Annotated in this window: 20 protein-coding genes; 10 read left to right on the top strand and 10 right to left on the bottom strand. The window is 69.1% G+C overall.

The window, feature by feature from the left end:
• Window positions 1-4: 4 nt before the first annotated feature.
• The gene (locus tag ASF22_RS17930; RefSeq protein ID WP_056266804.1) at window positions 5-1,117 is read right to left on the bottom strand and encodes a hypothetical protein; all 1,113 of its coding nucleotides are present in this window, start codon (window positions 1,115-1,117) and stop codon (window positions 5-7) included.
• A gap of 166 nt (window positions 1,118-1,283) precedes the next feature.
• On the opposite strand from ASF22_RS17930, the gene ASF22_RS17925 reads away from it, so the two are divergent.
• Window positions 1,284-3,602 carry a Tex family protein gene (locus ASF22_RS17925; RefSeq protein WP_056266801.1) on the top strand — a complete coding sequence of 773 codons (2,319 nt, stop codon included), beginning with the start codon at window positions 1,284-1,286 and terminating at the stop codon, window positions 3,600-3,602.
• A gap of 4 nt (window positions 3,603-3,606) precedes the next feature.
• Here ASF22_RS17925 and ASF22_RS17920 read toward each other — a convergent pair whose 3' ends face one another.
• The 3 genes from ASF22_RS17920 to ASF22_RS17910 all read right to left on the bottom strand — a co-directional run bounded on the left by ASF22_RS17920 (window position 3,607) and on the right by ASF22_RS17910 (window position 5,767).
• The gene (locus tag ASF22_RS17920) at window positions 3,607-4,113 is read right to left on the bottom strand and encodes a phosphate-starvation-inducible PsiE family protein (protein ID WP_056172654.1); all 507 of its coding nucleotides are present in this window, start codon (window positions 4,111-4,113) and stop codon (window positions 3,607-3,609) included.
• Between the two features lie 78 nt (window positions 4,114-4,191).
• Window positions 4,192-4,752, bottom strand: coding sequence for a DUF4337 domain-containing protein (locus ASF22_RS17915; RefSeq protein WP_056172651.1), 561 nt, complete (start codon window positions 4,750-4,752; stop codon window positions 4,192-4,194).
• A gap of 127 nt (window positions 4,753-4,879) precedes the next feature.
• A complete protein-coding gene (locus ASF22_RS17910) occupies window positions 4,880-5,767 on the bottom strand; it encodes a peptidylprolyl isomerase (protein WP_056266798.1) in 888 nt (295 codons plus the stop codon).
• A 252-nt stretch (window positions 5,768-6,019) separates the two neighbouring features.
• On the opposite strand from ASF22_RS17910, the gene ASF22_RS17905 reads away from it, so the two are divergent.
• The 3 genes from ASF22_RS17905 to ASF22_RS17895 all read left to right on the top strand — a co-directional run bounded on the left by ASF22_RS17905 (window position 6,020) and on the right by ASF22_RS17895 (window position 9,888).
• Window positions 6,020-6,340, top strand: a complete 321-nt coding sequence (locus ASF22_RS17905) for a hypothetical protein (RefSeq protein ID WP_156647839.1) — start codon at window positions 6,020-6,022, stop codon at window positions 6,338-6,340.
• Between the two features lie 247 nt (window positions 6,341-6,587).
• Window positions 6,588-9,476, top strand: a complete 2,889-nt coding sequence (secA, locus tag ASF22_RS17900) for a preprotein translocase subunit SecA (protein ID WP_056266793.1) — start codon at window positions 6,588-6,590, stop codon at window positions 9,474-9,476.
• On the top strand, window positions 9,457-9,888 hold the full coding sequence (locus ASF22_RS17895) for a GNAT family N-acetyltransferase (protein ID WP_056266791.1): 432 nt from the start codon (window positions 9,457-9,459) through the stop codon (window positions 9,886-9,888). Before secA ends, ASF22_RS17895 begins: the two co-directional genes overlap by 20 nt.
• Window positions 9,889-9,979: 91 nt before the next feature.
• On the opposite strand, the gene ASF22_RS17890 is transcribed toward ASF22_RS17895, so the two are convergent.
• Together ASF22_RS17890 and ispG are read right to left on the bottom strand one after the other, a co-directional pair.
• Window positions 9,980-11,926: a potassium transporter Kup gene (locus ASF22_RS17890; RefSeq protein WP_056266788.1), complete on the bottom strand. Its 1,947-nt coding sequence runs from the start codon at window positions 11,924-11,926 to the stop codon at window positions 9,980-9,982.
• A 205-nt stretch (window positions 11,927-12,131) separates the two neighbouring features.
• Complete coding sequence (gene ispG / locus ASF22_RS17885) at window positions 12,132-13,439, bottom strand: flavodoxin-dependent (E)-4-hydroxy-3-methylbut-2-enyl-diphosphate synthase (RefSeq protein WP_056266786.1); 1,308 nt, start codon at window positions 13,437-13,439, stop codon at window positions 12,132-12,134.
• A gap of 361 nt (window positions 13,440-13,800) precedes the next feature.
• On the opposite strand from ispG, the gene ASF22_RS17880 reads away from it, so the two are divergent.
• The 3 genes from ASF22_RS17880 (at window position 13,801) to ASF22_RS17870 (ending at window position 16,633) form a co-directional block, all read left to right on the top strand.
• Window positions 13,801-14,913 carry a patatin-like phospholipase family protein gene (locus ASF22_RS17880; protein WP_082483802.1) on the top strand — a complete coding sequence of 371 codons (1,113 nt, stop codon included), beginning with the start codon at window positions 13,801-13,803 and terminating at the stop codon, window positions 14,911-14,913.
• Window positions 14,914-14,988: 75 nt separating this feature from the next.
• On the top strand, window positions 14,989-15,606 hold the full coding sequence (locus tag ASF22_RS17875; RefSeq protein ID WP_056172628.1) for a sigma-70 family RNA polymerase sigma factor: 618 nt from the start codon (window positions 14,989-14,991) through the stop codon (window positions 15,604-15,606).
• Window positions 15,607-15,868: 262 nt separating this feature from the next.
• Entirely contained in the window at window positions 15,869-16,633 is a 765-nt protein-coding gene (locus tag ASF22_RS17870) for a hypothetical protein (protein ID WP_056172624.1), read from the top strand.
• Window positions 16,634-16,773: 140 nt separating this feature from the next.
• On the opposite strand, the gene ASF22_RS25245 is transcribed toward ASF22_RS17870, so the two are convergent.
• On the bottom strand, window positions 16,774-16,902 hold the full coding sequence (locus ASF22_RS25245) for a hypothetical protein (RefSeq protein WP_274533795.1): 129 nt from the start codon (window positions 16,900-16,902) through the stop codon (window positions 16,774-16,776).
• 333 nt (window positions 16,903-17,235) lie between these two features.
• Window positions 17,236-18,285, bottom strand: coding sequence for a bifunctional riboflavin kinase/FAD synthetase (locus tag ASF22_RS17865; protein ID WP_056267110.1), 1,050 nt, complete (start codon window positions 18,283-18,285; stop codon window positions 17,236-17,238).
• 262 nt (window positions 18,286-18,547) lie between these two features.
• Here ASF22_RS17865 and ASF22_RS17860 point away from each other — a divergent pair, with 262 nt between their 5' ends.
• Both ASF22_RS17860 and ASF22_RS17855 read left to right on the top strand, forming a co-directional pair.
• A complete protein-coding gene (locus ASF22_RS17860; protein ID WP_018046001.1) occupies window positions 18,548-18,931 on the top strand; it encodes a response regulator in 384 nt (127 codons plus the stop codon).
• A 162-nt stretch (window positions 18,932-19,093) separates the two neighbouring features.
• The gene (locus ASF22_RS17855; RefSeq protein WP_056172621.1) at window positions 19,094-19,627 is read left to right on the top strand and encodes a protein phosphatase CheZ; all 534 of its coding nucleotides are present in this window, start codon (window positions 19,094-19,096) and stop codon (window positions 19,625-19,627) included.
• A gap of 104 nt (window positions 19,628-19,731) precedes the next feature.
• Here ASF22_RS17855 and ASF22_RS17850 read toward each other — a convergent pair whose 3' ends face one another.
• Both ASF22_RS17850 and ASF22_RS17845 read right to left on the bottom strand, forming a co-directional pair.
• A complete protein-coding gene (locus ASF22_RS17850) occupies window positions 19,732-20,619 on the bottom strand; it encodes a TIGR01459 family HAD-type hydrolase (RefSeq protein ID WP_056266783.1) in 888 nt (295 codons plus the stop codon).
• Between the two features lie 77 nt (window positions 20,620-20,696).
• Window positions 20,697-22,136: an EAL domain-containing protein gene (locus ASF22_RS17845; protein WP_056266779.1), complete on the bottom strand. Its 1,440-nt coding sequence runs from the start codon at window positions 22,134-22,136 to the stop codon at window positions 20,697-20,699.
• Window positions 22,137-22,514: 378 nt separating this feature from the next.
• Here ASF22_RS17845 and ASF22_RS17840 point away from each other — a divergent pair, with 378 nt between their 5' ends.
• Window positions 22,515-22,736: a heavy metal-associated domain-containing protein gene (locus ASF22_RS17840; protein WP_056172612.1), complete on the top strand. Its 222-nt coding sequence runs from the start codon at window positions 22,515-22,517 to the stop codon at window positions 22,734-22,736.
• Window positions 22,737-22,819: the final 83 nt, after the last annotated feature.

Genomic DNA, 22,819 nt, shown 5'->3' with positions numbered 1-22,819 from the left:
CGAGTCACGGGGCCGGGGCGCGCTTGCGCAGGATCATGTCGCCCCGGAACACGAATTTCTGGGCGCGCTTGCCGGTGTCCACCTCCGTGGTGAACACGTTGCCCTTGGAATCGATGGCGAGGTTGTGGACCCAGTGGAAGTCGCCGGCCATGCGACCGTTGCGGCCGAAGGCGCCCACCACCTCGCCGGTGTCGCGTTTCAGGGTCCGGACCTCGTTGTTGGCTCCGTCGGCGTTGAGGAGGTAGGTCTGCTCGGCATCGGGCCACAGGGCGAGTTCCCAGACCGAGCCGTTGGCCAGGGTGTTCTTCTCGACGAAGAACTCCTTCACGAAGCGACCGTCCTTGTGGAACACTTGGACCCGGTCGTTGGCCCGGTCGCAGATGTAGACGAGGCCGTCGCGGGCGATCTGGACGCAGTGGACGGGGTTGCGGAATTGCTGGGCCGGTGCGGCGGCCGGATCGTAGGGCGGCAGGGCCTCGTCGGTGGGCGGCTTGCCGTAGGCGCCCCACATCCGCTTGAACGCGCCGGTCTCGGCATCGAACACGATGACCCGGTGGTTGAAGTAGCCGTCGGCCACGAAGAGTTCGTTGGTCTCGGGGTCCACCTGCATGGCGGCCGGGCGGCCGAGCCGGGTGGTGTCGAGGCTGTTGGTCTGCGGACCCTGTTTGCCGATCTGCAGGACGAACTTGCCCTCCGGCGTGAACTTCAGGATCAGCCCATCCTGATCGCCGTTGCCCGCGAGCCACACGAAGCCCTTGTGGTCGATGTGGATGCCGTGCTCGTTCTGCGGCCAGTCGTAGCCCTGCCCCGGGCCGCCCCAGGACCGGATCAGTATACCGGCCTGATCGAACACCAATACCGGCGGGGCCGGCACGCAGCACTTCGTGCGCGGCGGGTCGAGGCTCGCCGCCTTCTCGTCGTCCGTGAGGGAGCGGGGCCGCTGCACCACCCAGATCCGGTCCTCGGCATCCACGGCGACGCCGGAGGCTTGGCCCATGATCCAGTTGTTCGGCAGGGCCTTCGGCCAGGCCGGATCGACCTGGAAGGTCGGCGGCTCCGCCGACGCCGGTCCGAGGAGCATGAGCCACAGCACGGCCGGCCCAAATCCGAGCTTCATCACCACCTCCCCGAGACGTCTGTTCTTGGGCGCGAGACGTCTGTTGACGTCTGTTCTTGGACGAAAGTGTCTGCCCGGATCGCGGCGTTGTCCAGCGACGGCGATGCCCGTTTGACCGTCCGGCGCGCGGACCTGTAGACACCCCGGCCCCACCGGGAGACGCTGCATGGCCGCCATCAACGCAATCCTCGCCGCCGAACTCGGCGTGGCCGAGTGGCAGGTGAAGGCCGCCGTCGATCTCCTCGACGGGGGCGCCACGGTCCCGTTCGTCGCGCGCTACCGCAAGGAAGTCACCGGCACCCTCGACGACACGCAGTTGCGCACCCTGGAGGAGCGCCTCGCCTACCTGCGCGACCTCGAAGCGCGGCGCGCGGCGGTGCTGGAGAGCATCGAGGCCCAGGGCAAGCTCGACGCCCCCTTACGCGCCCGCATCCTCGCCGCCGACACCAAGGCGCGGCTGGAGGACCTTTATCTGCCGTTCCGGGTGAAGCGCCGCACCAAGGCGCAGATCGCCCGCGAGGCCGGCCTCGGGCCCCTGGCCGATGCTCTTCTGGCCGGGCCCGACCAGGCACCGGAGGCGGCGGCCAAGGGCTATGTCGATGCGGGCAAGGGCGTCGCCGACACCGACGCCGCCCTGGAGGGCGCGCGGTCGATCCTCATGGAGCGCTTCAGCGAGGACGCAGAACTGGTGGGGTCCTTGCGGGAAACAGGCTGGCAGCGTGGCCGGATGGTCGCGACGGTGAAGAAGGGCAAGGCGGCGGCGGGCGAGAAGTTCGCCGACTATTTCGCGTTCTCCGAGCCCCTCACCCGCCTGCCCTCGCACCGCATCCTCGCGCTCTTCCGGGGCGAGAAGGAAGATGTGCTCGACCTCGACCTGACCGACGCCGTCGGCGACGAACCGGCCAAGGGACAGCCCTCCGCCCAGGAACTGCGCATCGCCAAGACGTTTGGCGTACGCGACGCCGGCCGACCGGGCGACGCGTTCCTCATGGACACCGTGCGCCGGACGTGGCGGACGAAGCTCAAGCCCAGCATCGACACGGACCTGCGCGCGCGCTTGTGGGCCGTGGCCGAGACCGGCGCCGTCGGTGTGTTCGCCGGAAACCTGCGCGACCTGCTGCTGGCGGCGCCCGCGGGCGCCCGCCCGACCCTCGGCCTCGATCCGGGCTTCCGCACCGGCGTGAAGGTCGCGGTGGTCGATGCCACCGGCAAGGTGGTGGCCACCGATACGATCTACCCGCATGAGCCGCGCCGCGACTGGAACGGCGCCCTCGTGACGCTCGCCAAGCTCTGCCGCGCGCACGGCGTCGAACTCGTCGCCATCGGCAACGGCACGGCGTCGCGCGAGACCGACAAGCTCGCGGCGGACCTCATCGCCAAGCAGCCCGAACTGAAGCTCACCAAGGTGATGGTCTCGGAGGCCGGCGCCTCGGTCTACTCGGCCTCGGCCTATGCCAGCGCCGAGCTGCCCGACCTCGACGTCACGATCCGCGGCGCCGTCTCCATCGCCCGGCGCCTGCAGGACCCGCTCGCCGAACTCGTGAAGATCGAGCCGAAAGCCATCGGCGTCGGGCAGTACCAGCACGATCTGGCGGAGGGGAAGCTGTCCCGCTCCCTCGATGCCGTGGTGGAGGATTGCGTGAACGGCGTGGGTGTGGACGTGAACACCGCTTCCGCGCCCCTGCTCGCCCGGGTGTCCGGTCTCACCGAGCGGGTCGCCTCCAACATCGTCGTCCACCGCGATGCCAACGGGCCGTTCCGCAGCCGCGCCAGCCTCAAGAAGGTCGCGGGCCTCGGGCCGAAGGCCTACGAACTCGCCGCCGGCTTCCTGCGCATCCGCGACGGCACCGATCCCCTCGACGCCTCGGGCGTCCACCCGGAGGCCTACCCGGTGGTGCGCCGGATTCTCGCCGCCGCCGGTCAGCCGATCCAGGCGGTCATCGGCAATGCGGGTACGCTTCGCGGGCTCGACCCGAAAAAGTTCACCGACGCGACCTTCGGCCTGCCCACGGTCACCGACATTCTCTCCGAGCTGGAAAAGCCCGGCCGCGATCCGCGCCCGGCCTTCAGGACAGCGACCTTCCAGGACGGTATCGAGAAGATCTCCGACCTCAAGCCCGGCATGCGCCTGGAGGGGGTCGTTACCAACGTCGCCGCCTTCGGCGCGTTCGTGGATGTCGGCGTGCACCAAGACGGCCTGGTGCACATCTCGATGCTGGCCGACCGGTTCGTGAAGGACCCGCGCGACGTGGTCAAACCCGGCGACGTGGTGCAGGTGCGCGTCGTCGAGGTCGATCCGAACCGCAAGCGCATCGCCCTCTCCATGCGGTCGGACGATGCGGACACGTCCCGCCCCGGCCGGCGCGAGGAGCGCCCGGCCCCCGCACGGATGCAGGCCGCCCCGCCGCCAAAGGCCGGAGCGGAGCCCGGCGGCGCCATGGCGGAAGCCCTGCGCCGGGCGGCCGAATCCAAGCAGCGGCGCTGAGCGCCTACTCCTGTCCCGCCACCTGCTGATCGTCACGGGCACGGTGCAGGAGGAAGATCGACAGGACCATGACGAGGATGAGCCCGGCGAGCACGCCGAGCTCGATCATCGAGATGCGAAACAGCGCCTCGCGCTCCGGCGTGAGCGGGCCATGCGTGACCTCGGACGATTGCAGGGTGATCACCAAGACCCGCCGGATCGAGGCGATGAGGCCGACGATGAGGAACGGCTCGCAGGTGAGCTTGCCCGAGCGCATGGAGACCCGCACCGTGTGCAGGATCTCCACCAGCATCAGCAGGAACAGGAGCCGGTCGACGATCTCCAAGAGCTTGCCCGATCCGCCGAGTTCGCGGATCGCCCCCACGAGGAGCCCGGTGGCATCGACGAGCGCCAGGATCGCGGTGGCCGCCAGAAGCACCCCGAGCACGGCGTAGACCGCGTGCTCCGTGTGCATGAACAGAAAGCCCGAGGCCCGCGTGAGCCGGCTTTCCCCGTCCGCATCGTTCGCCATGGCGTATCCACCCCGGCGCCGGCTTCAATCACCGGTCGCAGGAAGAATTTGACAGGCAAACCGACCGCTTGTCGAGTATCAGTGGAAGAACGGCAGCACGTGGGGCGCGTAGAGACCGAAGCCGAGCATCGCCAATCCGGCGAGGCCGATGAGGGCGCCGCCGAAGACCAGGGCCGCGATGCCGGTGATCACCTCGGCCGACGCGAGCACGATGCCGATCTGGAAGGCCGCGGAGCCGAACTCGTAATGGTGATAACGGTGCAGCGCCTTGTCGCGCACCTCCTGGGCGTGCCGGGCCTTCTCGCTGAGTTCCTTGCGGCCCTCGCCAGTGGCGGGCTCGCTGTCCCAGCGGGCCATGGTCTTGGCCCACTCGGCGCGCTTGGCCTTGATCGCCTCCGAATTCGCGGCGTCCGGCGGGAGCAGGGCCAGGGTCTCGTCGGCGGTCTTGAGGATGGTGCCCCGGATGGTGCGGGCCTGGAAGTAGGCCCATTGATTGGACGATTCGACGTTGGCGCTGAGCGCCTCCGTCTGCGCGCCCTTGGCCAGGGTCTCGGCCAGCGCAAGGAACAGCGCCAACACCGAGATCAGCAGCGCCACGCGCTTGTTGGAGCTTCCGCCGCCCCCGTGACCACCCGACATGCTGCCCCCTCGATTCGACGGGCGCAGTCACAGCCGATCCGGGAGCCAAGCGCAACCATAAACCGCGCAACCATCGATACGCGCGCCCCGCCGAATGCGGGGCACGCCGGTTTCCGGGTCACTGGACTCAGGGCTTCTTGGGCTCGCCCTTCCCCTCGGCTGGGGCGGCGCCCGTGCGCTCGACCTTCGCGGCCTCGCGCAACTTGAGGATGAGATCCTGCTGGGTCTTGCGGGTGATGTACTGCTCGACCTGCTCCTTCATCTCGGCGAAGGTCGGCACCGGCTTCACGCGCTTCTCCTCGACCTTGATGACGTGCCAGCCGAACTGGGTCTTGATCGGGTCCGAGACCTGCCCGGCGTTGAGCTTGAAGGCCGCCTCTGCGAAGGGCGCCACCATGCGCTCCTTCGTGAACCAGCCGAGATCGCCGCCCTCGGCCTTCGAGCCCGGGTCCTTCGAGGCCTCGGCCGCGACCTTCGCGAAGTCCTCGCCCCCCTTGATGCGCACGGCGATCTTCTTCGCGTCGTCCTCGTTGTCGACGAGGATGTGGCGCGCATGGACCTCCTCGTCCGGCTTCATCGCCTTCACGGTCTGCTCGTAGAGAGCCTTGGCCGCCTCCGGCGTCACCGCCTTCTTGGCCTCGCGCTCCAGGTACTCGTCGAGGAGGAGCTTATCGCGGAAATAGGCGAGCTTGCGCTGGAAGTCCGGGGACTCGGCCACCTTGGCCGCGTCGGCGGCCTGCGCGCCGACCTTCAGGTCGACCATGTAATCGACGAGCAGATTCTTCTTCTGCGCGTCGTCCACGCCCGGCAGGGACAGGGCCGGATCGTCCGACGCGATGGCCAGATCGCCCTGGGTGATCGGGGCGCCGTTCACCTTCGCCACAACCGTCTCGGGCGCCACGACGGGGGCCGCCGGCGCGGGGGCGGCGGGCTGCTGCGCCTGGGCGCCGGCCAGGGGCGTGGCCAGGAGCAGCGCGAGGGCGCTGGTGCGCAGGAGGGCGTGGGTGATGGGCATCGCGGCGTCCTTCGGGCAGGGCGCCTCGCTGCATCCCCGCCTCACCGTGCGGTCGGACTCGGTGCGAGGCGTGATCGGTGCGAGAGTTGGCGGCGGCCGGAAGGCCACCGGAATCACGCCCTCACAGGTGGCGTGCGCCGGCGTCGATGGCAAGCCGGGCGGGCACGATCCATCGCATCCGCCGGGTTGCGGCGAGGCCGCCTTAACGGATCGGGGCGTAGGGTCCGTCCGACTTGTTCCGGGAGGTGTCGCGTGCGTGTAGATTCGGTCGCCCTCGCTGTGGTCTTGCTCGGCGCCGGTCTCATCGGCGGTGCCTCGGATGCCGAGGCGCGCGGGCGCCGCAGTCCGGGTGTGGCGTTCGTCCCCGCCGCCACGGGCAGCATCGGTTCAACTCCGGCCGGACCGGTGCGGCAGGAGCCCGCCGCGAGCCTGGCGATGCCGCGCCCGATCCCGTCCGTCGTCACCCCCCTCGTGACCGCCCCCGCTCCCGTCACGGACGTCCGTACGACGCAGGTCTGGTGCGGTAGCGGACGCATCGTCGGCTCCGGGGCCGGGTTCTGCGAGATCAACTGATTCGTCCCTGCCGCCCGCTTTCTGGCAACCGGGCGTGAGAACCCCGGCCTGAGGCCGGGTTGACGACATCATGCGCTTAGGGCGGGCGCCCGGTATCGGAGCGAATGCGACGCCGTTCCGCCTTCGCGAACCTGAGGACATCGACGTTCGCGAGGGCGCGGCTCTTTCGGATGCGTCGGGCAATATTTACCTCTATAAGCCCGGCCAACATTCGCCTTCACGCTTTTCGATCGACCGTAGGTTCACGATGCTCGGTGCCCTCGCCAAGAAGATTTTCGGCTCGTCCAACGACCGGCGCGTGAAGGGCTACCGTCCCCGTGTGGCCGAGATCAACGCCCTGGAGCCGCAGCTGGCCAGCCTCACCGACGCGGATCTGCGCGCGCGGACCGACATGCTCAAGGGCGAGCTCGCCGCCGGCAAGTCCCTCGACGATATCCTGATTCCCGCCTTCGCCACCGTGCGCGAAGCCGCCAAGCGGGCCTTGGGGCAGCGCCACTTCGACGTGCAGCTCATCGGCGGCATGGTGCTGCACGAGAGCGGCATCGCCGAGATGCGCACGGGCGAGGGCAAGACCCTGGTGGCGACCCTGCCGGTCTACCTCAACGCCCTCTCGGGCCTCGGCGTCCACGTGGTGACCGTGAACGACTACCTCGCGTCGCGCGACGCCGAGTGGATGGGCCGCGTCTACCGCTTCCTCGGCCTCACCGTCGGCACCATCGTGCACGGGCTCGACGACGAGCAGCGCAAGGCGGCCTATGCCTGCGACATCACCTACGGCACCAACAACGAGTTCGGGTTCGACTACCTGCGCGACAACATGAAGTACGAGCTCTCCCAGCTCGCCCAGCGCGGCCACAATTTCGCGATCGTGGACGAGGTCGATTCGATCCTCATCGACGAGGCCCGCACCCCGCTCATCATCTCCGGCCCCGTGGACGACCGCTCGGAGCTCTACGTCTCCGTCGATGCGCTGATGCCCCATCTGGAGAAGGAGCATTACGACCTCGACGAAAAGCAGCGCACGGTCTCGCTCACCGAGAGCGGCAACGAGTTCATCGAGGACCTTTTACGCGGAGCGGATCTGCTGAAAGAGGGCGATCTCTACGACGCCCACAACGTCTCCCTCGTCCACCACGTGAACCAGGCGCTGCGCGCCCACACCCTGTTCACTCTGGACAAGGACTACATCGTCAAGAACGACGAGGTGGTGATCATCGACGAGTTCACCGGCCGCATGATGCAGGGCCGGCGCTACTCGGAAGGCCTGCACCAGGCCCTCGAGGCCAAGGAGCGGGTCACGATCCAGCCCGAGAACCAGACGCTCGCCTCGATCACCTTCCAGAACTACTTCCGTCTCTATTCCAACCTCGCCGGCATGACCGGCACGGCCTCGACGGAGGCCGACGAGTTCGCCGAGATCTACAAGCTCGAAGTCGTCGACATCCCGACCAACAAGGAGGTCGAGCGCGTCGACGAGGACGACGAGGTCTACCGGACCGTGGGCGAGAAGTACGACGGCATCATCGCCGAGATCGAGAAGGCGCATGCGCGCCACCAGCCGATCCTGGTCGGCACCGGCTCCATCGAGAAGTCGCAGCATCTGGCCGAGATGCTCACCAAGGCCGGCTTCACGCCGCTCGATTACTCGGACCTCAACGCCCTCACCGACGTCTACGCGGCCGCCCGGGAGGGCCGGGTGACGAAGCGCTTCGCCGTGCTCAACGCCCGCTTCCACGAGCAGGAGGCCTATATCGTGGCGGAGGCCGGCGTGCCCGGTGCCATCACCATCGCGACGAACATGGCCGGGCGCGGCACCGACATCAAACTCGGCGGCAACGTCGAGATGCGGGTCGAGAAGGAACTCGCGGGCATTCCCGAGGGTGCGGAGCGCGAGGCCAGGATCGCGGCGATCAAGGCCGAGATCGCGGAATACCGCGAGAAGGTGCTGGCGTCGGGCGAGCCGGCCGACCCGGAGGCCGGTCGCAAGAAGGCCCTGCCGGGCGGCCTCTACATCATCGGCACCGAGCGCCACGAATCGCGCCGCATCGACAACCAGCTGCGCGGCCGCTCCGGTCGTCAGGGCGATCCCGGCCGTTCGAAGTTCTACCTGTCGTTGCAGGACGATCTCATGCGGATCTTCGGGTCCGATCGCATGGACGGCATGCTGACGCGCCTCGGCCTGGAGCAGGGCGAGGCGATCATTCACCCATGGATCAACAAGGCCATCGAGAAGGCGCAGCAGAAGGTCGAGGCGCGCAACTTCGACATGCGCAAGAACGTGCTCAAGTACGACAACGTCATGAACGACCAGCGCAAGGTGGTGTTCGAGCAGCGTCGCGACTTCATGGGCCAGGAGAGCGTGCGCGACACCGTCGACGAGATGCGCCACGGCGTCGTCGACGACCTCGTCGCCGTCCACGTGCCCGAGAACGCCTACGCCGAGCAGTGGGATGTCGAGGGCCTGCGCGAGCGGGTCCAGACCGTTCTCAACCTCGACGTGCCGGTGGAGGATTGGGCCAAGGAAGAGGGCATCGCCGACGAGGAGATGCGCGACCGCCTGCGCCAGTCGGCCGACGACGCCTATGCGGCGCGCACGGAGAAGAACACGCCCGAGGTGATGACTTATGTCGAGAAGCAGGTGCTCCTGCAGACCCTCGACCATCTCTGGCGCGAGCACCTCGTCACCCTCGACCACCTGCGTCAGGTGGTGGGCTGGCGCGGCGTGGCCCAGCGCGATCCGCTGAACGAGTACAAGTCGGAGGCCTTCGACCTGTTCAACGGCCTCGTCGGCAGCTTGCGCGAGCAGGTCACCCAGCAGCTCGCTCGCATCGAGATCATGTACGAGGACCCGGCGTCCGAGGAGACGCCGTTCGCCTCCCCCGCCCTGCCCCAGATGTTCGCCCAGCACCTCGATCCCGTCACCGGCGAGAACGAGTTCGGCCGTTCAGGCACGGGAAGCGACGGCGGGGCCGGACCGGCCTACGGCTACGCCGCGCAGGCGATGCCCACGGACACGGCGGTGCTGGAGCGCGACCCCACGGACGCCACCACCTGGGGCCGGGTCGCGCGCAACGAGCCCTGCCCGTGTGGCTCGGGCAAGAAGTACAAGCACTGCCATGGCGCTTTCGCCGCCTGAGCCCCGGACGGTGGTCACCTACGGCATCGAGCCGGATCTCGACGTGGCGGAGTTCCGCCGCGTCCTCGTCGAATCGGGCCTGGCACCACGCCGGCCCGCCGACGATCCCGTACGGTTGGAGATGATGCTGGCGGCGGCCGACCTCGTCGTCACCGCCCGCCGCGACGGCGCCCTCGTGGGCGTGGCCCGCACCCTCACCGACTTTTCGTTCTGCGCCTACCTGTCGGATCTCGCCGTGTGCCGCTCGGCGCAGGGCCTTGGCATCGGCCAGGGCCTGATCGCCGCGACGCGCAAAGCGATCGGCCCGCAGGCCTCGCTCCTGCTCACGGCCGCCCCCGACGCGATCACCTTCTACGAACGCATCGCCATGCCGAGGGTGCCCGACGCGTTCCGGTACGACCGGGAGGCGTAAGGGGCGAACACAGCCCATAACCTCGCAAATCCGGAGTCAGATTCCGGATTTGCGAGGTTGTTTGCTCAAGGAGAGGGGTGGGCGATGCCCCTCACACCGTCACCTGGGTCCCGACCTCGACCACCCGCCCCGTGGGGATCTGGAAGAAGTCCGTGGCGTCGTTGGCGTTCTTGGCCAGCGTGATGAAGATCCGGTCCTGCCACAGGGGCATGCCCGAATGGGCCGCCGGGCGGATGGAGCGCCGCGACAGGAAGAACGACGTCGCCATGATGTCGAACTTGAAGCCCTGTTTCTTCAGGAGCGTCAGGGTCCGGGGGATGTTGGGCGATTCCATGTAGCCGAACTTCATCACCACCTTGGAGAAGTGCGGGCCGATGGGCTCGATGCGGACGCGGTCGACGGCGCGGGCCCGGGGCGTGTCCACGGTCTCCACCGTGAGCACCACGTTCTTCTCGTGCAGCACCTTGTTGTGCTTGAGATTGTGCAGCAGGGCCGCCGGCGCGATGTAGGGATCGCTGGTGAGGAACACCGCCGTGCCGCGCACGTGGTGCGGCGGGCTCTTCTCCAGCATGCCGACGAGTTCGGTGAGCGGCACGTCGGTCTTGCGGGTCTTGTTGATGAGGATCGCGACGCCGCGTACCCAGGTCCACATCACGACGATGAGGGCGCCGGCGAACAGCAGGGGCACGTAGCCGCCCTCGAACACCTTGAGCATGTTCGACAGGAGAAACAGGAACTCCAGGGCGGCGAACGGCAGGATCGCGAGGCCCGCGGCCCAGGGGGACCACTTCCAGGTCTTCCACAGCACGAGGAAGGCGAGGCTCGCGGTGATGAGCATCGTGCCAGTCACCGCGATGCCGTAGGCCGAGGCGAGGGCGGCGGACGAGCGGAACAGGATCGCCAGGATGACGACGCCGACCATCAGGAGCGCGTTGATCTGCGGCAGGTAGATCTGCCCCGAATGCGATTCCGAGGTGTGGCGGATCTCGAGGCGCGGCAGCAGGCCGAGCTGGATCGCCTGGCGCGACAGGGAGAACGCGCCGGTGATCACCGCCTGGCTCGCCGTCACCGTGGCGGCGGTGGCGAGCAGCACCATGGGCAGCAGGCCCCATTCGGGCACGAGCTGGAAGAACGGGTCGCTCGTGTCGGGCTTCGCCAGCACCAGGGCGGCCTGGCCGAAATAGTTGAGCACGAGGCAGGGCGCCACAAGGTAGAGCCACGCGATCTGGATCGGCCGGCGGCCGAAATGCCCGAGATCGGCGAACAGGGCCTCGGCCCCCGTCACCGCGAGGAACACCGCGCCGAGCGCCACCAGGGCACCGGTGCCGTGGCCGAGCAGGTAATGCAGGGCGTAGTACGGGTTGATGGCCCAGAACACGTCCGGGGTGGCGTAGATGTGCGGCAGGGCGGCGAGCGCCATGGCGGCGAACCACACGGCCATGACCGGCCCGAAGAAGGTCGCCACTTTCCCCGTGCCCCGGTTCTGGATCAGGAACAGGGGTACGATGATCGCGATGGTGATGGGCAGGACGTAGGCCTCGAAGGCCGGGGTGACGAGTTTCAGCCCCTCCACCGCCGACAGCACCGAGATGGCGGGCGTGATGATGGCGTCGCCGTAGAACAGCGACGCCCCAAGCAGGCCGAACATGAACACGATGCGCGAGCCGCCGAGCGCCGAGCGGGCCAGCGCCATGAGCGAGAGGATGCCGCCCTCGCCGTTGTTGTCCATCCGCATGAGGATGACGACGTATTTGATGGTGACGATGAGGAGCAGCGCCCACAGGATGAGCGAGGCGACGCCCAGGACCTCCTCGCGCAGGAGGATGCCGTCGGCGCGGGCGGAGACCAGGGCCTCGCGGAAGGCGTAGAGCGGGCTGGTGCCGATGTCGCCGTAGACGACGCCGACGGAGCCCAGCACCAGGGTCCACAGGCTGGCCGGTGCGTGGGCCCGGCCCGTCTCCGCGTCGATGGCCGCCGCGGACGGGTCCCCCCCCTCGGGGGTGGGACCGGGCGCGCTCGGAATGGCGGATTGCGTCATGCGGCTCGATCGCGACGTGTTGCGAGCCCGGGCTTTTCGCGACGCACCATCGGGAGTACGCGAAGAACGCGGGGCCGGTCCCGACGAAGTCGGGCAGCGGGGATTAGGCTGCGGTCACGCTATCATGCGGCGCAGCACGCGAGAACGGCAACCCGCTCGGGATCACCGTTCGGCCAACAGGCATGGCGCGCGCCGCGAGCGGCGGCTACTCCGCGGCGCTGCGGGTGCCGGCGCCGAAGCGGCGCTCGATGTAGTCGGTCACCACGGTCTCGAAGTCCTTGGCGAGGGTCGGCCCGCGCAAGGTCATGGCCTTCTTGCCGTCGATGAACACCGGGGCGGTGGGGGTCTCGCCGGTGCCCGGGAGCGAGATGCCGATATCGGCATGCTTCGATTCGCCGGGGCCGTTGACGATGCAGCCCATCACCGCGACGTTGAGACCCTCGACGCCGGGATACGCCTTCTTCCACTCGGGCATCGACGTGACGATCCAGTTCTGGATGTCGCGGGCGAGTTCCTGGAACGTGGTGGAGGTGGTGCGTCCGCAGCCGGGGCAGGCCGCCACCAGGGGGACGAACGTCCGGAAGCCCATGGTCTGCAGCAATTCCTGCGCGGCCTTGACCTCGACGGTGCGGTCGCCGCCCGGCTCCGGAGTGAGGGAGTAGCGGATGGTGTCGCCGATGCCTTCCTGCAGCAGAACGCCGATGGCGGCGGAGGCGGCGACGAGGCCCTTCGAGCCCATGCCGGCCTCGGTGAGACCGAGATGGATCGCGAAGTCCGAGCGGCGCGCCACCTCGCGGTAGACGGCGATGAGGTCCTGTACCGCCGAGACCTTGGCCGAGAGGATGATCCGGTCCTTCGGCAGGCCGAGTTCCACGGCGCGCTCGGCCGAGGACAGCGCCGAGCGCACCATGGCCTCGCGCATCACCGCGCGGGCGTCGATGGGCCGGGGCAGCCGGGCATTCTCGTCCATGAGGTGCGTGAGAAGTGCCTCGTCGAGGGAGCCCCAGTTGGCGCCGATGCGTACGGTCTTGCCGTAGCGGATCGCCTGCTCGACGATGGTCGAGAACTGAGTGTCCTTCTTCTCCTTGAAGCCGACATTGCCGGGGTTGATCCGGTACTTCGCCAGAGCCTCGGCACAGGCCGGATGGTCGGCGAGGAGCTTGTGGCCGATGTAGTGGAAATCGCCGACCAGGGGCACGTGGATGCCGATGCGGTCGAGGCGCTCGCGAATCTTCGGCACCGCCATGGCCGCCTCGTCGCGGTCGACGGTGATGCGCACGAGTTCCGATCCCGCGCGGGAGAGCTGGGCCACCTGCGCCACCGTGCCGTCGATATCGGCGGTGTCGGTGTTGGTCATCGACTGCACGACGATGGGGGCACCGCCGCCCACCATGACGGCTCCTTCCCCGGACCCGACCATGACGCCGACGGTGCGGTGACGGGGGCTGGGACCGGCGATCTCGGGGGCGTTGCCGCTGATCGGGTTGGCGGGGGTCGCGTCCATGGCTTCCATCGTTGATCCGTGCGCTCCGAGGAACCTCCGCCGGCCTTGCGGCTTTGGTCCGTCCGCGAGGGCGCCATTGAGCCCGGCTGGGCGATCCGGCCGGTGGCGTCCACGACGCCCTCTTGTCTACGCTCTCGACCGTTTAGCTGAGATGACGGTGAGCAGGCGTCAAGCCCGCACCGTCCCGATGGTCAGGGGCGCTGGTCTGGTGTCAGGCCATCCCATGTCCGATCCGGGGCGAGATGTCGAGTTCATCGCTGCGCCGGACAAATGGCTGCACTGCGCGCCGTGGGGGGAACCGGGGGCGTCCCGGCCCGATTGTTGCCCTGTCGCATCATATGTTGCGGTGCACCATCCATTTGGAGGCCCCATGCTCGACGCGAATCAGGACGTGCCCCTCGACTCACCCGCCGATATCGGCCCCGGTGGGTCCTGCCCCGAGCGGGCCACGGCGCCGACGCAGGTCCTGGCCGGTCCGCGTGCGGAGAAGACCGTCGCGTTGGCGCTCCAGGGCGGCGGGGCACATGGGGCTTTCACCTGGGGTGTGCTCGATGCGCTGATCGAGGACGGACGCCTCGGCTTCGAGGCGATCACCGGAGCGAGCGCCGGAGCCATGAACGCCGTGGTGATGGTCGACGGCTGGCTCGAGGGTGGTCCCGATGGGGCACGCACCGCCCTGGAGACGTTCTGGCGCGAAGTAAGTCTCGACAGCGATCTCTGGCCGGTCCAGCGCGGGGCCCTGAACGGCCTGTTCGCCTTGTGGAAGGACAACCCCGTCGTCGAGTTCTGGGGCCGCGTGATCAAGACGAGCCCCTACGCGTCGAATCCGCTCAACTACAATCCCCTCCGCAAGGCTCTGGCCAAGCAGGTGAACTTCGACCGTCTGCGCGAGGCCGAGACGGCGGCGGTGTTCGTGTCCGCCACCAATGTCTGGACCGGCAAGCTCGCTGTGTTCGAGCGCTCGGATCTCAAGGTCGATCACCTCATGGCCTCGGCCTGCCTGCCGACGGTGTTCCAGGCGGTGGAGATCGACGGCGTGCCCTACTGGGACGGAGGCTATCTCGGCAATCCACCGCTCTATCCCCTGTACCGGGGGGCGGAGACCCGCGACATCGTCCTGGTGCAGATCAACCCGGTGGAGCGGCGCGAGACCCCACGCACGCAGCAGGAGATCCAGGATCGCCTCAACGAGATCACCTTCAACGCCAACCTCATGCGGGAACTGCGCGCCATCGATTTCCTCGACGGCCTCATCGCCGAGGGCGTGCTCGGCCAGGGCGGCTACAAGTCGCAATACGTCCACCGCATCGACGGCACCGGCGCCCTCGACGACTATCAGGCGTCCTCGCGCCTCGACGCGCGTCTACGGGTGTTCGAGCGCCTGCGCGACAAGGGCCGGGGTGCGGCCCAGGCGTGGCTCGCCGAGACCTACGATCAGGTCGGCCGGACCTGCAGCCTCAACCTGCAGGCCACCTACGCTTAGGCGCGTTTCGAGGGAACGGAGCGATGCCCCGGGGGTCGGCGGGATTAATCCCGTCGGCCAACCGTTATACCTACTATGACGACCGAACCGATCCGGCCCGGCTCCGCCACATCCATCGTCGATCTCATGGTGCCCCTGCGGCGCTACGCGCGATCGTTGACCCGCGACAGTCTCCGGGCCGACGACCTCGTGCACGACGCCCTGGTGCGGGCCCTCGAATCGGGTCAGATCCACCGACCCAACACCAACCTGCGCACCTGGATGATGACGGTGCTGCACAACGTCTTCATCGATGAGCAGCGGCGCAAACGCGTGGAATCACGCCATGCCGAAGCCCTCGTGCAGATGAGCGAAGAGGTCGCCCAGCCCGCTCAGGAGGCTCAGGTGCGCCTCGCCCAGATCCGCCGCGCCTTCCTCACCCTTCCGGAAGAGCAGCGCGCCGCCCTGCACCTCGTCACCCTCGAAGGCATGGCCTACGCCGATGCCGCCGCGGTCCTCGGCATTCCCATCGGAACCCTGATGTCACGGCTCGGTCGCGGCCGCGCCGCCCTTCGGGCCTTCGAGGAAGGCGAGCGCGATCTCCCAGAACAGCGTAGCCCCCCACCGGAGCGGCCGCGCCTGCGCCTCGTGCCCCAGCAAGCTGGGCCGGGCGCGGGCGCAGGGCTCGGGGGACGAGCCGCCGGGAAGAGCTGACCGTTTCGCAAAGAAATACGATCGCCTATCATCGCCCGGCAACGGGCAGGATTCGATTGTCCGGCCCACACGAGCGGGTCCGCGGGACATCAGAAGGAACAGGGGCCGACGCACATCGCTCACGGGGTCGCATCGACCTCTGGACGAGGCGCCGGCCCGGACGATTGCCGAAGGCGTGGCCATCACGGCGACGAACCGACCGATCTGGCCGGACGACCATCGGCGCCGAGGCGCAGGCCAGAACCGAATGGAAGCGACAGCGATGGTCGACCCGATTACCGACACCGATCTCACCGCCTTCGTCGATGGACAGCTCGACGTGATGCGACGCCTCGACGTGGAAGCGCACCTTGCCCGCGCCCCCGAGATCGCCGCCCGTGTGATGGCCGAGATGCACGACCGCGACGCCCTGCGCGAGGCGTTCGCGCGGATGCCGGGTTCCGGTCCGGAGCGCAATCGCGCGGCGGCCCGGCGCCTCGACCGATCCCTCGCCTGGCGCCGCGCCGGCGACCGCCTGCGCCGGGCCGCGGTCATCGCCCTCCTCGTCGGTGCCGGATGGCTCGCCCATTCGGACAGCTTCCTCCTCGGGGTGCCGGACACCTTCGCCGCACCGGTGGACCCGACGCTGGTGTCCGATGCCCGCAACGCCCGTGAAGCGGCCCAGATCCGCGGACGGCTGGCGGCCCAGCGCACCACCACCTACGACCGCACCGGCATCGCCGGCGCCACGGGCATCGCCCTCCCCGACCTGCCGGGCGACTGGACCGTGCGCGACGTCCAGATCGTGCCGGCCCGCAACGGCACCGGCGTCGAGGTGGTGATCGATGCCGGGGCCCTTGGCGAACTCTCCCTGTTCGCGACCCATGTCGGCAAGGCTGGCCCGGGCGAGGGCGAAGTCGCGAGCCCCGGCAACGGCGAGACTGCCTACTGGGCCGTCGGACGCACGGCCTATGCCTTGAGCGGCAGCGACCAGGTCGGCCTCAAGGCCGCCGCACAGCGGCTGGCCGCGACACCGACGAAGCTGTAGGGCCGCCGACCTGCGATCCCGACCCGCCGAAGCGTGGCGGGTTTCGGTGTGCCTCCCGGGATGCCTGGTCGAGGCCGGTTGGTGTCGTGAGCGTCGGGACGGCAGACGCCATGACGCAGCGGGCGCTTCGTGAACCGTCGTCAGGCGGTCGCGAGGCGCCGACGGCCGAAGGCGCGGGCGCTCAAGGCGCGGACACCTCGGAACGGCAGCAGCACCAGCCGCGCGACGGCGGCGAGGGCGAGGACGAGGACAACCGTCAAGACGACCATCAGAGTTTTGACCATCAGGCACCTGCTTCGTGATCGGCACGTCGCGGCTCCGGAGGGGAGCCCGACCGTCGGCCCTGAGACAACCCCCGAACTTCGGCGAAACTGAGAGCGTCCCTCCGAGGCGCGCGAGCAGCCACGGAAGCCGGGAGCGGATGCGCGTACATCCGGCGTCATCCGCCCCGGCATCGTGTCCATCCGGCTGCACGCCGAGGCCGCATCCGGGACACGCGAAGATTGCGCCGCGGATGGTTAACGATTTGCTTATCGCATCTGGCGCCGGTCCGATGCCGCCCGCGAGGGTACCCTCGGGTCGGTCGGGGCAAGAACAAAAGCCTACAGCATCGACGGCACGGTGTCGGCGGCCAGGATCGCGCGGGCCTGCGCGGCATCGATGTCCATCCGGGCGATCAGGCTCTCGGCCGAGTCGAAGCGTTCCTCGCCCCGGATATGGGCCACGAGTTCCACGGTGATCGACTGGCCGTAGAGGTCGCGCGCGACGTCGAACAGGTTAACCTCGAGGAGGGGCGCACCGTCGTCGAAGGTCGGCCGCCGGCCGTAGCTCGCCACCCCGTTCCACACGGTTCCATCCGGCAGGGCCACCCGCACGGCGTAGATCCCGTGGGCGAGGCCGCAATCGCGCAGCGCGACGTTGGCGGTCGGATAGCCCAGCGTGCGCCCGCGCTTGTCCCCGTGCTGCACCACCCCCGAAACGAACCAGCGATAGCCGAGCAAGGCGTTGGCACGGGCGACGTCGCCCTCGGCCAGGGCCGCGCGGATCGCGCTCGACGAGACCGGGTCCATTACGTTCTCCGGAGAAACGGGTGACGAGGAAACGAATGATTCGGGAGGCGGCAGGGAAACGGCCGAGATGACGCGGCAGCTCAAGCCCGCATCCGCGCACAGTTCGGCCAGGATGGCCGGGGTGCCCTCGCGTCCGCGGCCGAAATGGAAATCGTGTCCGACGACGACGCCCGAGAGACCGAGATCCCGCACGAGCAGACCCTCGACGAAGGCACGCGCGCCCATGCCCGCTAGGGCGGCATCGAACCGGCGCACGATGAGGCCGTCGAGGCCGAGCCGGGCGAGCACCCGCTCCTTGGCCGCCGCGTCGGACAGGCGGAACATCGGCAGATGCGGCGCGAAATACGCCCGCGGATGCGGCTCGAAGGTGAGCGCCACGGCCGGCCGGCCGACCTCGCCGGCGGTCTCGCGCACGGCGGCCATCAGGGCGCGGTGGCCGAAATGGACGCCGTCGAAATTACCGATCGCCGCGATGGCCCCGGCGATGGCCGGCGGCACCGGCTCGTCCTCGCGGCAGACCGTGAAACGCCGGCCCGTCACAGGGACCGGGGCCGGCGGGGCTGTCCTGTCGCCGGGCGGCATCTTGTCCCAACATGGCTGTGGCAGGATGAGCGCGGCCTCGAAGGGCCGCGTTTCGCGGCGGAACCTGTCGAAATCCACCGGGAGGGTCAAGCGAGGCGTCTCGCCTCGCTCCGGGATGCCGACCCAGCACTGCAGTTAACCGCTTCGCAAGCCGATCGACCGTAGTTTCACGATCAAGGGCGCGGACACGGATTCGCCCCTGCCCATTCCCGAGCCGCCGCGGCGCACGCGGCGGCCTCGACCTGACGGAGCACACGCAACCATGGCCCTCGATCTCGGCATGCCGATCCTCGTCGTCGACGATTATCAGACGATGGTCCGTATCATCCGCAACCTTCTGAAGCAGCTCGGGTTCGAGGAGGTCGACGACGCCTCCGACGGCACCGCCGCCCTCGCCCGCCTGAAGAACCGCAAGTACGGCCTCGTGATCTCCGATTGGAACATGGAGCCGATGACGGGCTACGAGCTGCTGCGTCACGTGCGCGCCGACGAGGCCCTGCGCACCACGCCGTTCATCATGGTCACGGCCGAATCGAAGACCGAGAACGTCATCGCCGCCAAGAAGGCCGGCGTGAACAACTACATCGTCAAGCCGTTCAACGCCGCGACGTTGAAGAGCAAGATCGAGGCGGTCTGCGGCGCCTGACGCGGGCACCGATCCGTCGGATCGGTCCACGCATCGGTTGAGTTGCATCGCGCCGGAGCGAACGACTCTCGCTCCCCCGCAAGGGCCGGGCAGAGGTCGTCCGGCGGGCAAACGCACCAGTCTTTTCGACCCACCGGACGGCACAGGGAGAGGCGGGAGTCGATGGCACTCGCAAACAGGGCGCGCAAGGCGAACGCCGCGCCGGAAAAACCATCCCTGGTCCGGGAGCTCGTGGAGATCGCCGATTACATCGCGCATCTCCGCACCGAGATCGCCGCCCTGCGGGCCAACGAACTGACGCGTGACCGTCTGCCCATGGCGCACGAGGAGCTCGGCTGCGTCGTGGCCGCGACGGCGGGGGCGACGAACACGATCATGAACGCGGCCGAGGAAATCCTCGGCCTGCCGGACGACAGGAACTACCGTCCCGCCGTCGAGGCGCGGATGAACGACATCTTCGAGGCCTGCACCTTCCAGGACATCACCGGCCAGCGAATCACCAAGGTGGTCGACGCCCTGCGCCAGCTGGAGAGCCGCCTGTCGCGCTTCGCCGCCGCCGTGAAGGCCCGCGACGAGGGCGGAATCGACCCGGAAGAGGTCGAGCGCCGCGTCCGCAACGAGCTGCTGATTCTCAACGGCCCCCAGGTCAACGGACCGGCGACGGCCCAGGACGAGATCGACGCGATGTTCGCCTGAGACTGTTTTCCGGATGATCCATTCGGGGAACGTCTCAGGCAGCCCGCGCGGCGCCTGAGCGAAGCCCAGATCCGCATCGCGAAGCGATCGACCGGTATGAGATCCTACCAGACGAGGCGTTCGATGATCGCGTCCGGCCGAACGGACTGACGTCCGAGCCAGGCGGCGACGTCGCCGAGGGCGGCCTCCTCCGTCGAGACCCCCAGTTCCTCGGCATGGATGCCACGGGCGACGAGGAGATTCGGGATCCCGAACGCCGACGCTCCGGCGATGTCCGTGCGCAGGGCGTCGCCCACCGCGAGGACCCGCCCGGGCTCCGGGGCCGCGAGGCCGTCGAGGGCACCGGCCATCGCCAGGGCGGCCGCATAGACCGGCCGATACGGTTTTCCCGCATAGGCGACCCGACCGCCCAGCGCCGCGTAGGCTTCGGCGATGAGGCCGGCGCAGGGGATCAGAAGCCCGGCACGCTCGACCACGAGGTCCGGATTGGCGCAGATCATCGGCACGTCGCGCGCTCGCCATTCCTCCAGGGCCGGGCGATAATCGTCGGCCGTCTCCCGGGTGTCGTCGAACAACCCGGTGCAGACCACGCGTTCGGCCTCCTCCGCCGCGACGAGGCGGATATCGAGATCGGCGAAGATCGGCGCGTCGCGCTCGGGCCCGAGATGGTGGATCCGCGTGCCCGGCGTCTCGGCGAGCAGACTGCGTGTGAGATCGCCCGAGGTCAGGATGGCGTCGTAGGCGTCGCGCGGCACGCCGTACCCGTCGAGGATCGTTCGGACACCCTCCCAGGGGCGCGGCGCGTTGGAGACCAGCACCACCCGGCGCGGTCGCGTGCCGCCCGGCAGGGCCCGGAAGCGGATCAGGGCCTCGCCCGCGCCGACATGCGCGCGCACGCCGTCATGCAGCACGCCCCAGACGTCGCACAGGATCACGTCGAACCGGTCGGCGATGGCGCTGAGCCCTGAGATCGTGGGCACGGATTCGGTCATTGGGGGCCTGCGTGACGTCGGGGCATGGTGCGTCGCCCGGTTAGGCGCGGGCCCCCCTGAAAGCAACGCCCGGAACCCTATCCCGCGCGGCGCAGGAAATCCCGGAACGGGCGGCGCTGGGGCGGCGGCTCGGGTTCGTCGCCCGCCGACGGGACCGGCTCGGGCGGCGGCGGAACGGCCAGCACTTCGGCGCGCACGGCACGAGCGGGGGCGAACACCGTCCCCTGCGCCCGCGGAACGTTGAGGTCGATGAGATCCGGCACGTCGGTCTCGCGTTCGACACGGTCGGCCACGAGCTGGATGCCCGCCCGGTCGAGCGCAGCGACGAGATCCTCCAGTGCGATATCGGGCAGGCCTTCGTGGATTCCGGGCCGCAGCAGCATGTCGGCGGGCACCTTCACCTGCCCGACGCCGCGGTCGGCCAGCGCCGAGGGATCGAGACGCAGGTCCACGGGACGGTCGAGGGTGAACCCGATAAGGCCGCGCAAATCCCCCAGGACCCCAGCCTGCTCGGCATCGAGGCTGCGCCAGCTCGACTGCGGCAGGGCAACCACGAGGCGGCCGGCGAGATCGGGCTCGTCGGCCACGAGGCGGCCCAGGGAACGCAGGAAGCCCGGCTCGAACAGGGAGAGCGGCGACAGGCCGTAGGCGACGGCCGCCCGGCTGCCGCGTCCGGCCAGGTGCCGGGCCACGGTGGCCGTGCGCTGGAGCATGCGGCGGTCGAGGTCGGTGGTGCGGCCGTGACGCTCGAGGATGGACAGGAAGGCTTCGGGCGCTAGGAGGGTGCCGGACGGAAGCTCGCCCGCCCCGGCGACGCGCAGGCGCGCCACCGCCTCGTAGGAGACGACCTTGCGCTGCGGCAGGGAGACCACGGGCTGGAGATGGACTTCGAGACCGATCCCATCGAAGGCCGTCAGGATCGCGGCTTCGCGGCCGGCCTCCCGCGACGCGACCTCTCTCGCGGCCACATCGAGAGGTCGGGGAGTCCACGGCACGGCGGGAGCCGCCTGCCGGGGCGCCACCACGATCTCGGGTGCGACGGGCCGTGGCGCCGGTGTCGGGACCGGGGGCGCCGCCTTCAGGCCGGCGATCTCCCCGTCCTGGGTCGCCACCACGGCAGCGAGTTCACGCACGATGCCGCTGAGGAGGCCGATCTCGGCGGTGACCTCCTCGACGCCGGCGGCCAGGGCCGCCGTGTCGGCGCCGGCATTGGCCCCGGAAGCGGCCCCATCGGCGCGCACCTGCTGCTCTGCGATGAGTCGGGTGACGGATTCGAGGCGCACCAGGCGCTGGGACAGCACATCGAGCTCACTCGACAGCTTCTCGCAGCGGGCGGACAGGGCTCCGGCCCGGCGGTGGGCGAGGAGGGCCGCCGCACCACCGGCCGTGGCGAGGGCGAAGGCCCCGCCGAGGGGGGCATAGGCGGAGAGCGGGACCAAGGCGCCGAGTCCCAGGAAACCGAGACCCTTCAGACCAAGTGCCCACGGGCCGCCACGCCGGCCGACGATCCGGGCCATCGGTATGCTCTCACCTCGAACCCATGAAGGGCCGCACAACCGACGGTACGGATCGGTGGCAGCCAGACCGCCTTTGTCGCCGAGACGCCAGGCACTCACAAGATGCGTGCGCGACGGCCCACGCCGATTTTCGTCCGGTGTGACTTGGGTTTCCGGGTGATGGGGCGCGAGGGATCTGGAATGCCGGGGGACCCGGCGCTCTTCCTCGGCGCTTGCATCCCATCCGCACCGGTTCAACATGGCGGGTCGGGGCACCCGGGCGGCGTCGAGCCGGATTCGATCTCCGGCGCTGTGGTGAAGTTCCCGTTCCCGCATCCTTTCTCCCGGGTCCGGCGAACCTCTCCGGTGCGAGACACAGGACGATAGGGTCGAGACGCCATGGATGCGATGCAGTCGGACCTGCTGATGCAGGTGGATGGAATGACCTGCAACGGCTGTGCGGAGGCGGTGCGCCGGGCGATCCTGCACCTCGATCCCGCCGCGCGGGTGGCGGTGGACCTCGATCATGGCCGGGTCGCCGTCACCACCCGCGAGCACAGCGGGACGGTGGCCGAGGTCCTGACCCAGGCCGGCTACACCGCGACGGCCATGACGGGCTGATCCGGGGGTGAGCCCATCGAAGGCGCACCGATTCCAGGAACCGGCCGATCTCAAACGAAATTTTGTTCGCGCGTTGAAAATTT

The sequence above is a fragment of the Methylobacterium sp. Leaf87 genome, assembly GCF_001422775.1.
Taxonomy (GTDB): domain Bacteria; phylum Pseudomonadota; class Alphaproteobacteria; order Rhizobiales; family Beijerinckiaceae; genus Methylobacterium.
This window is presented reverse-complemented; position numbering and strand designations above follow the sequence as displayed.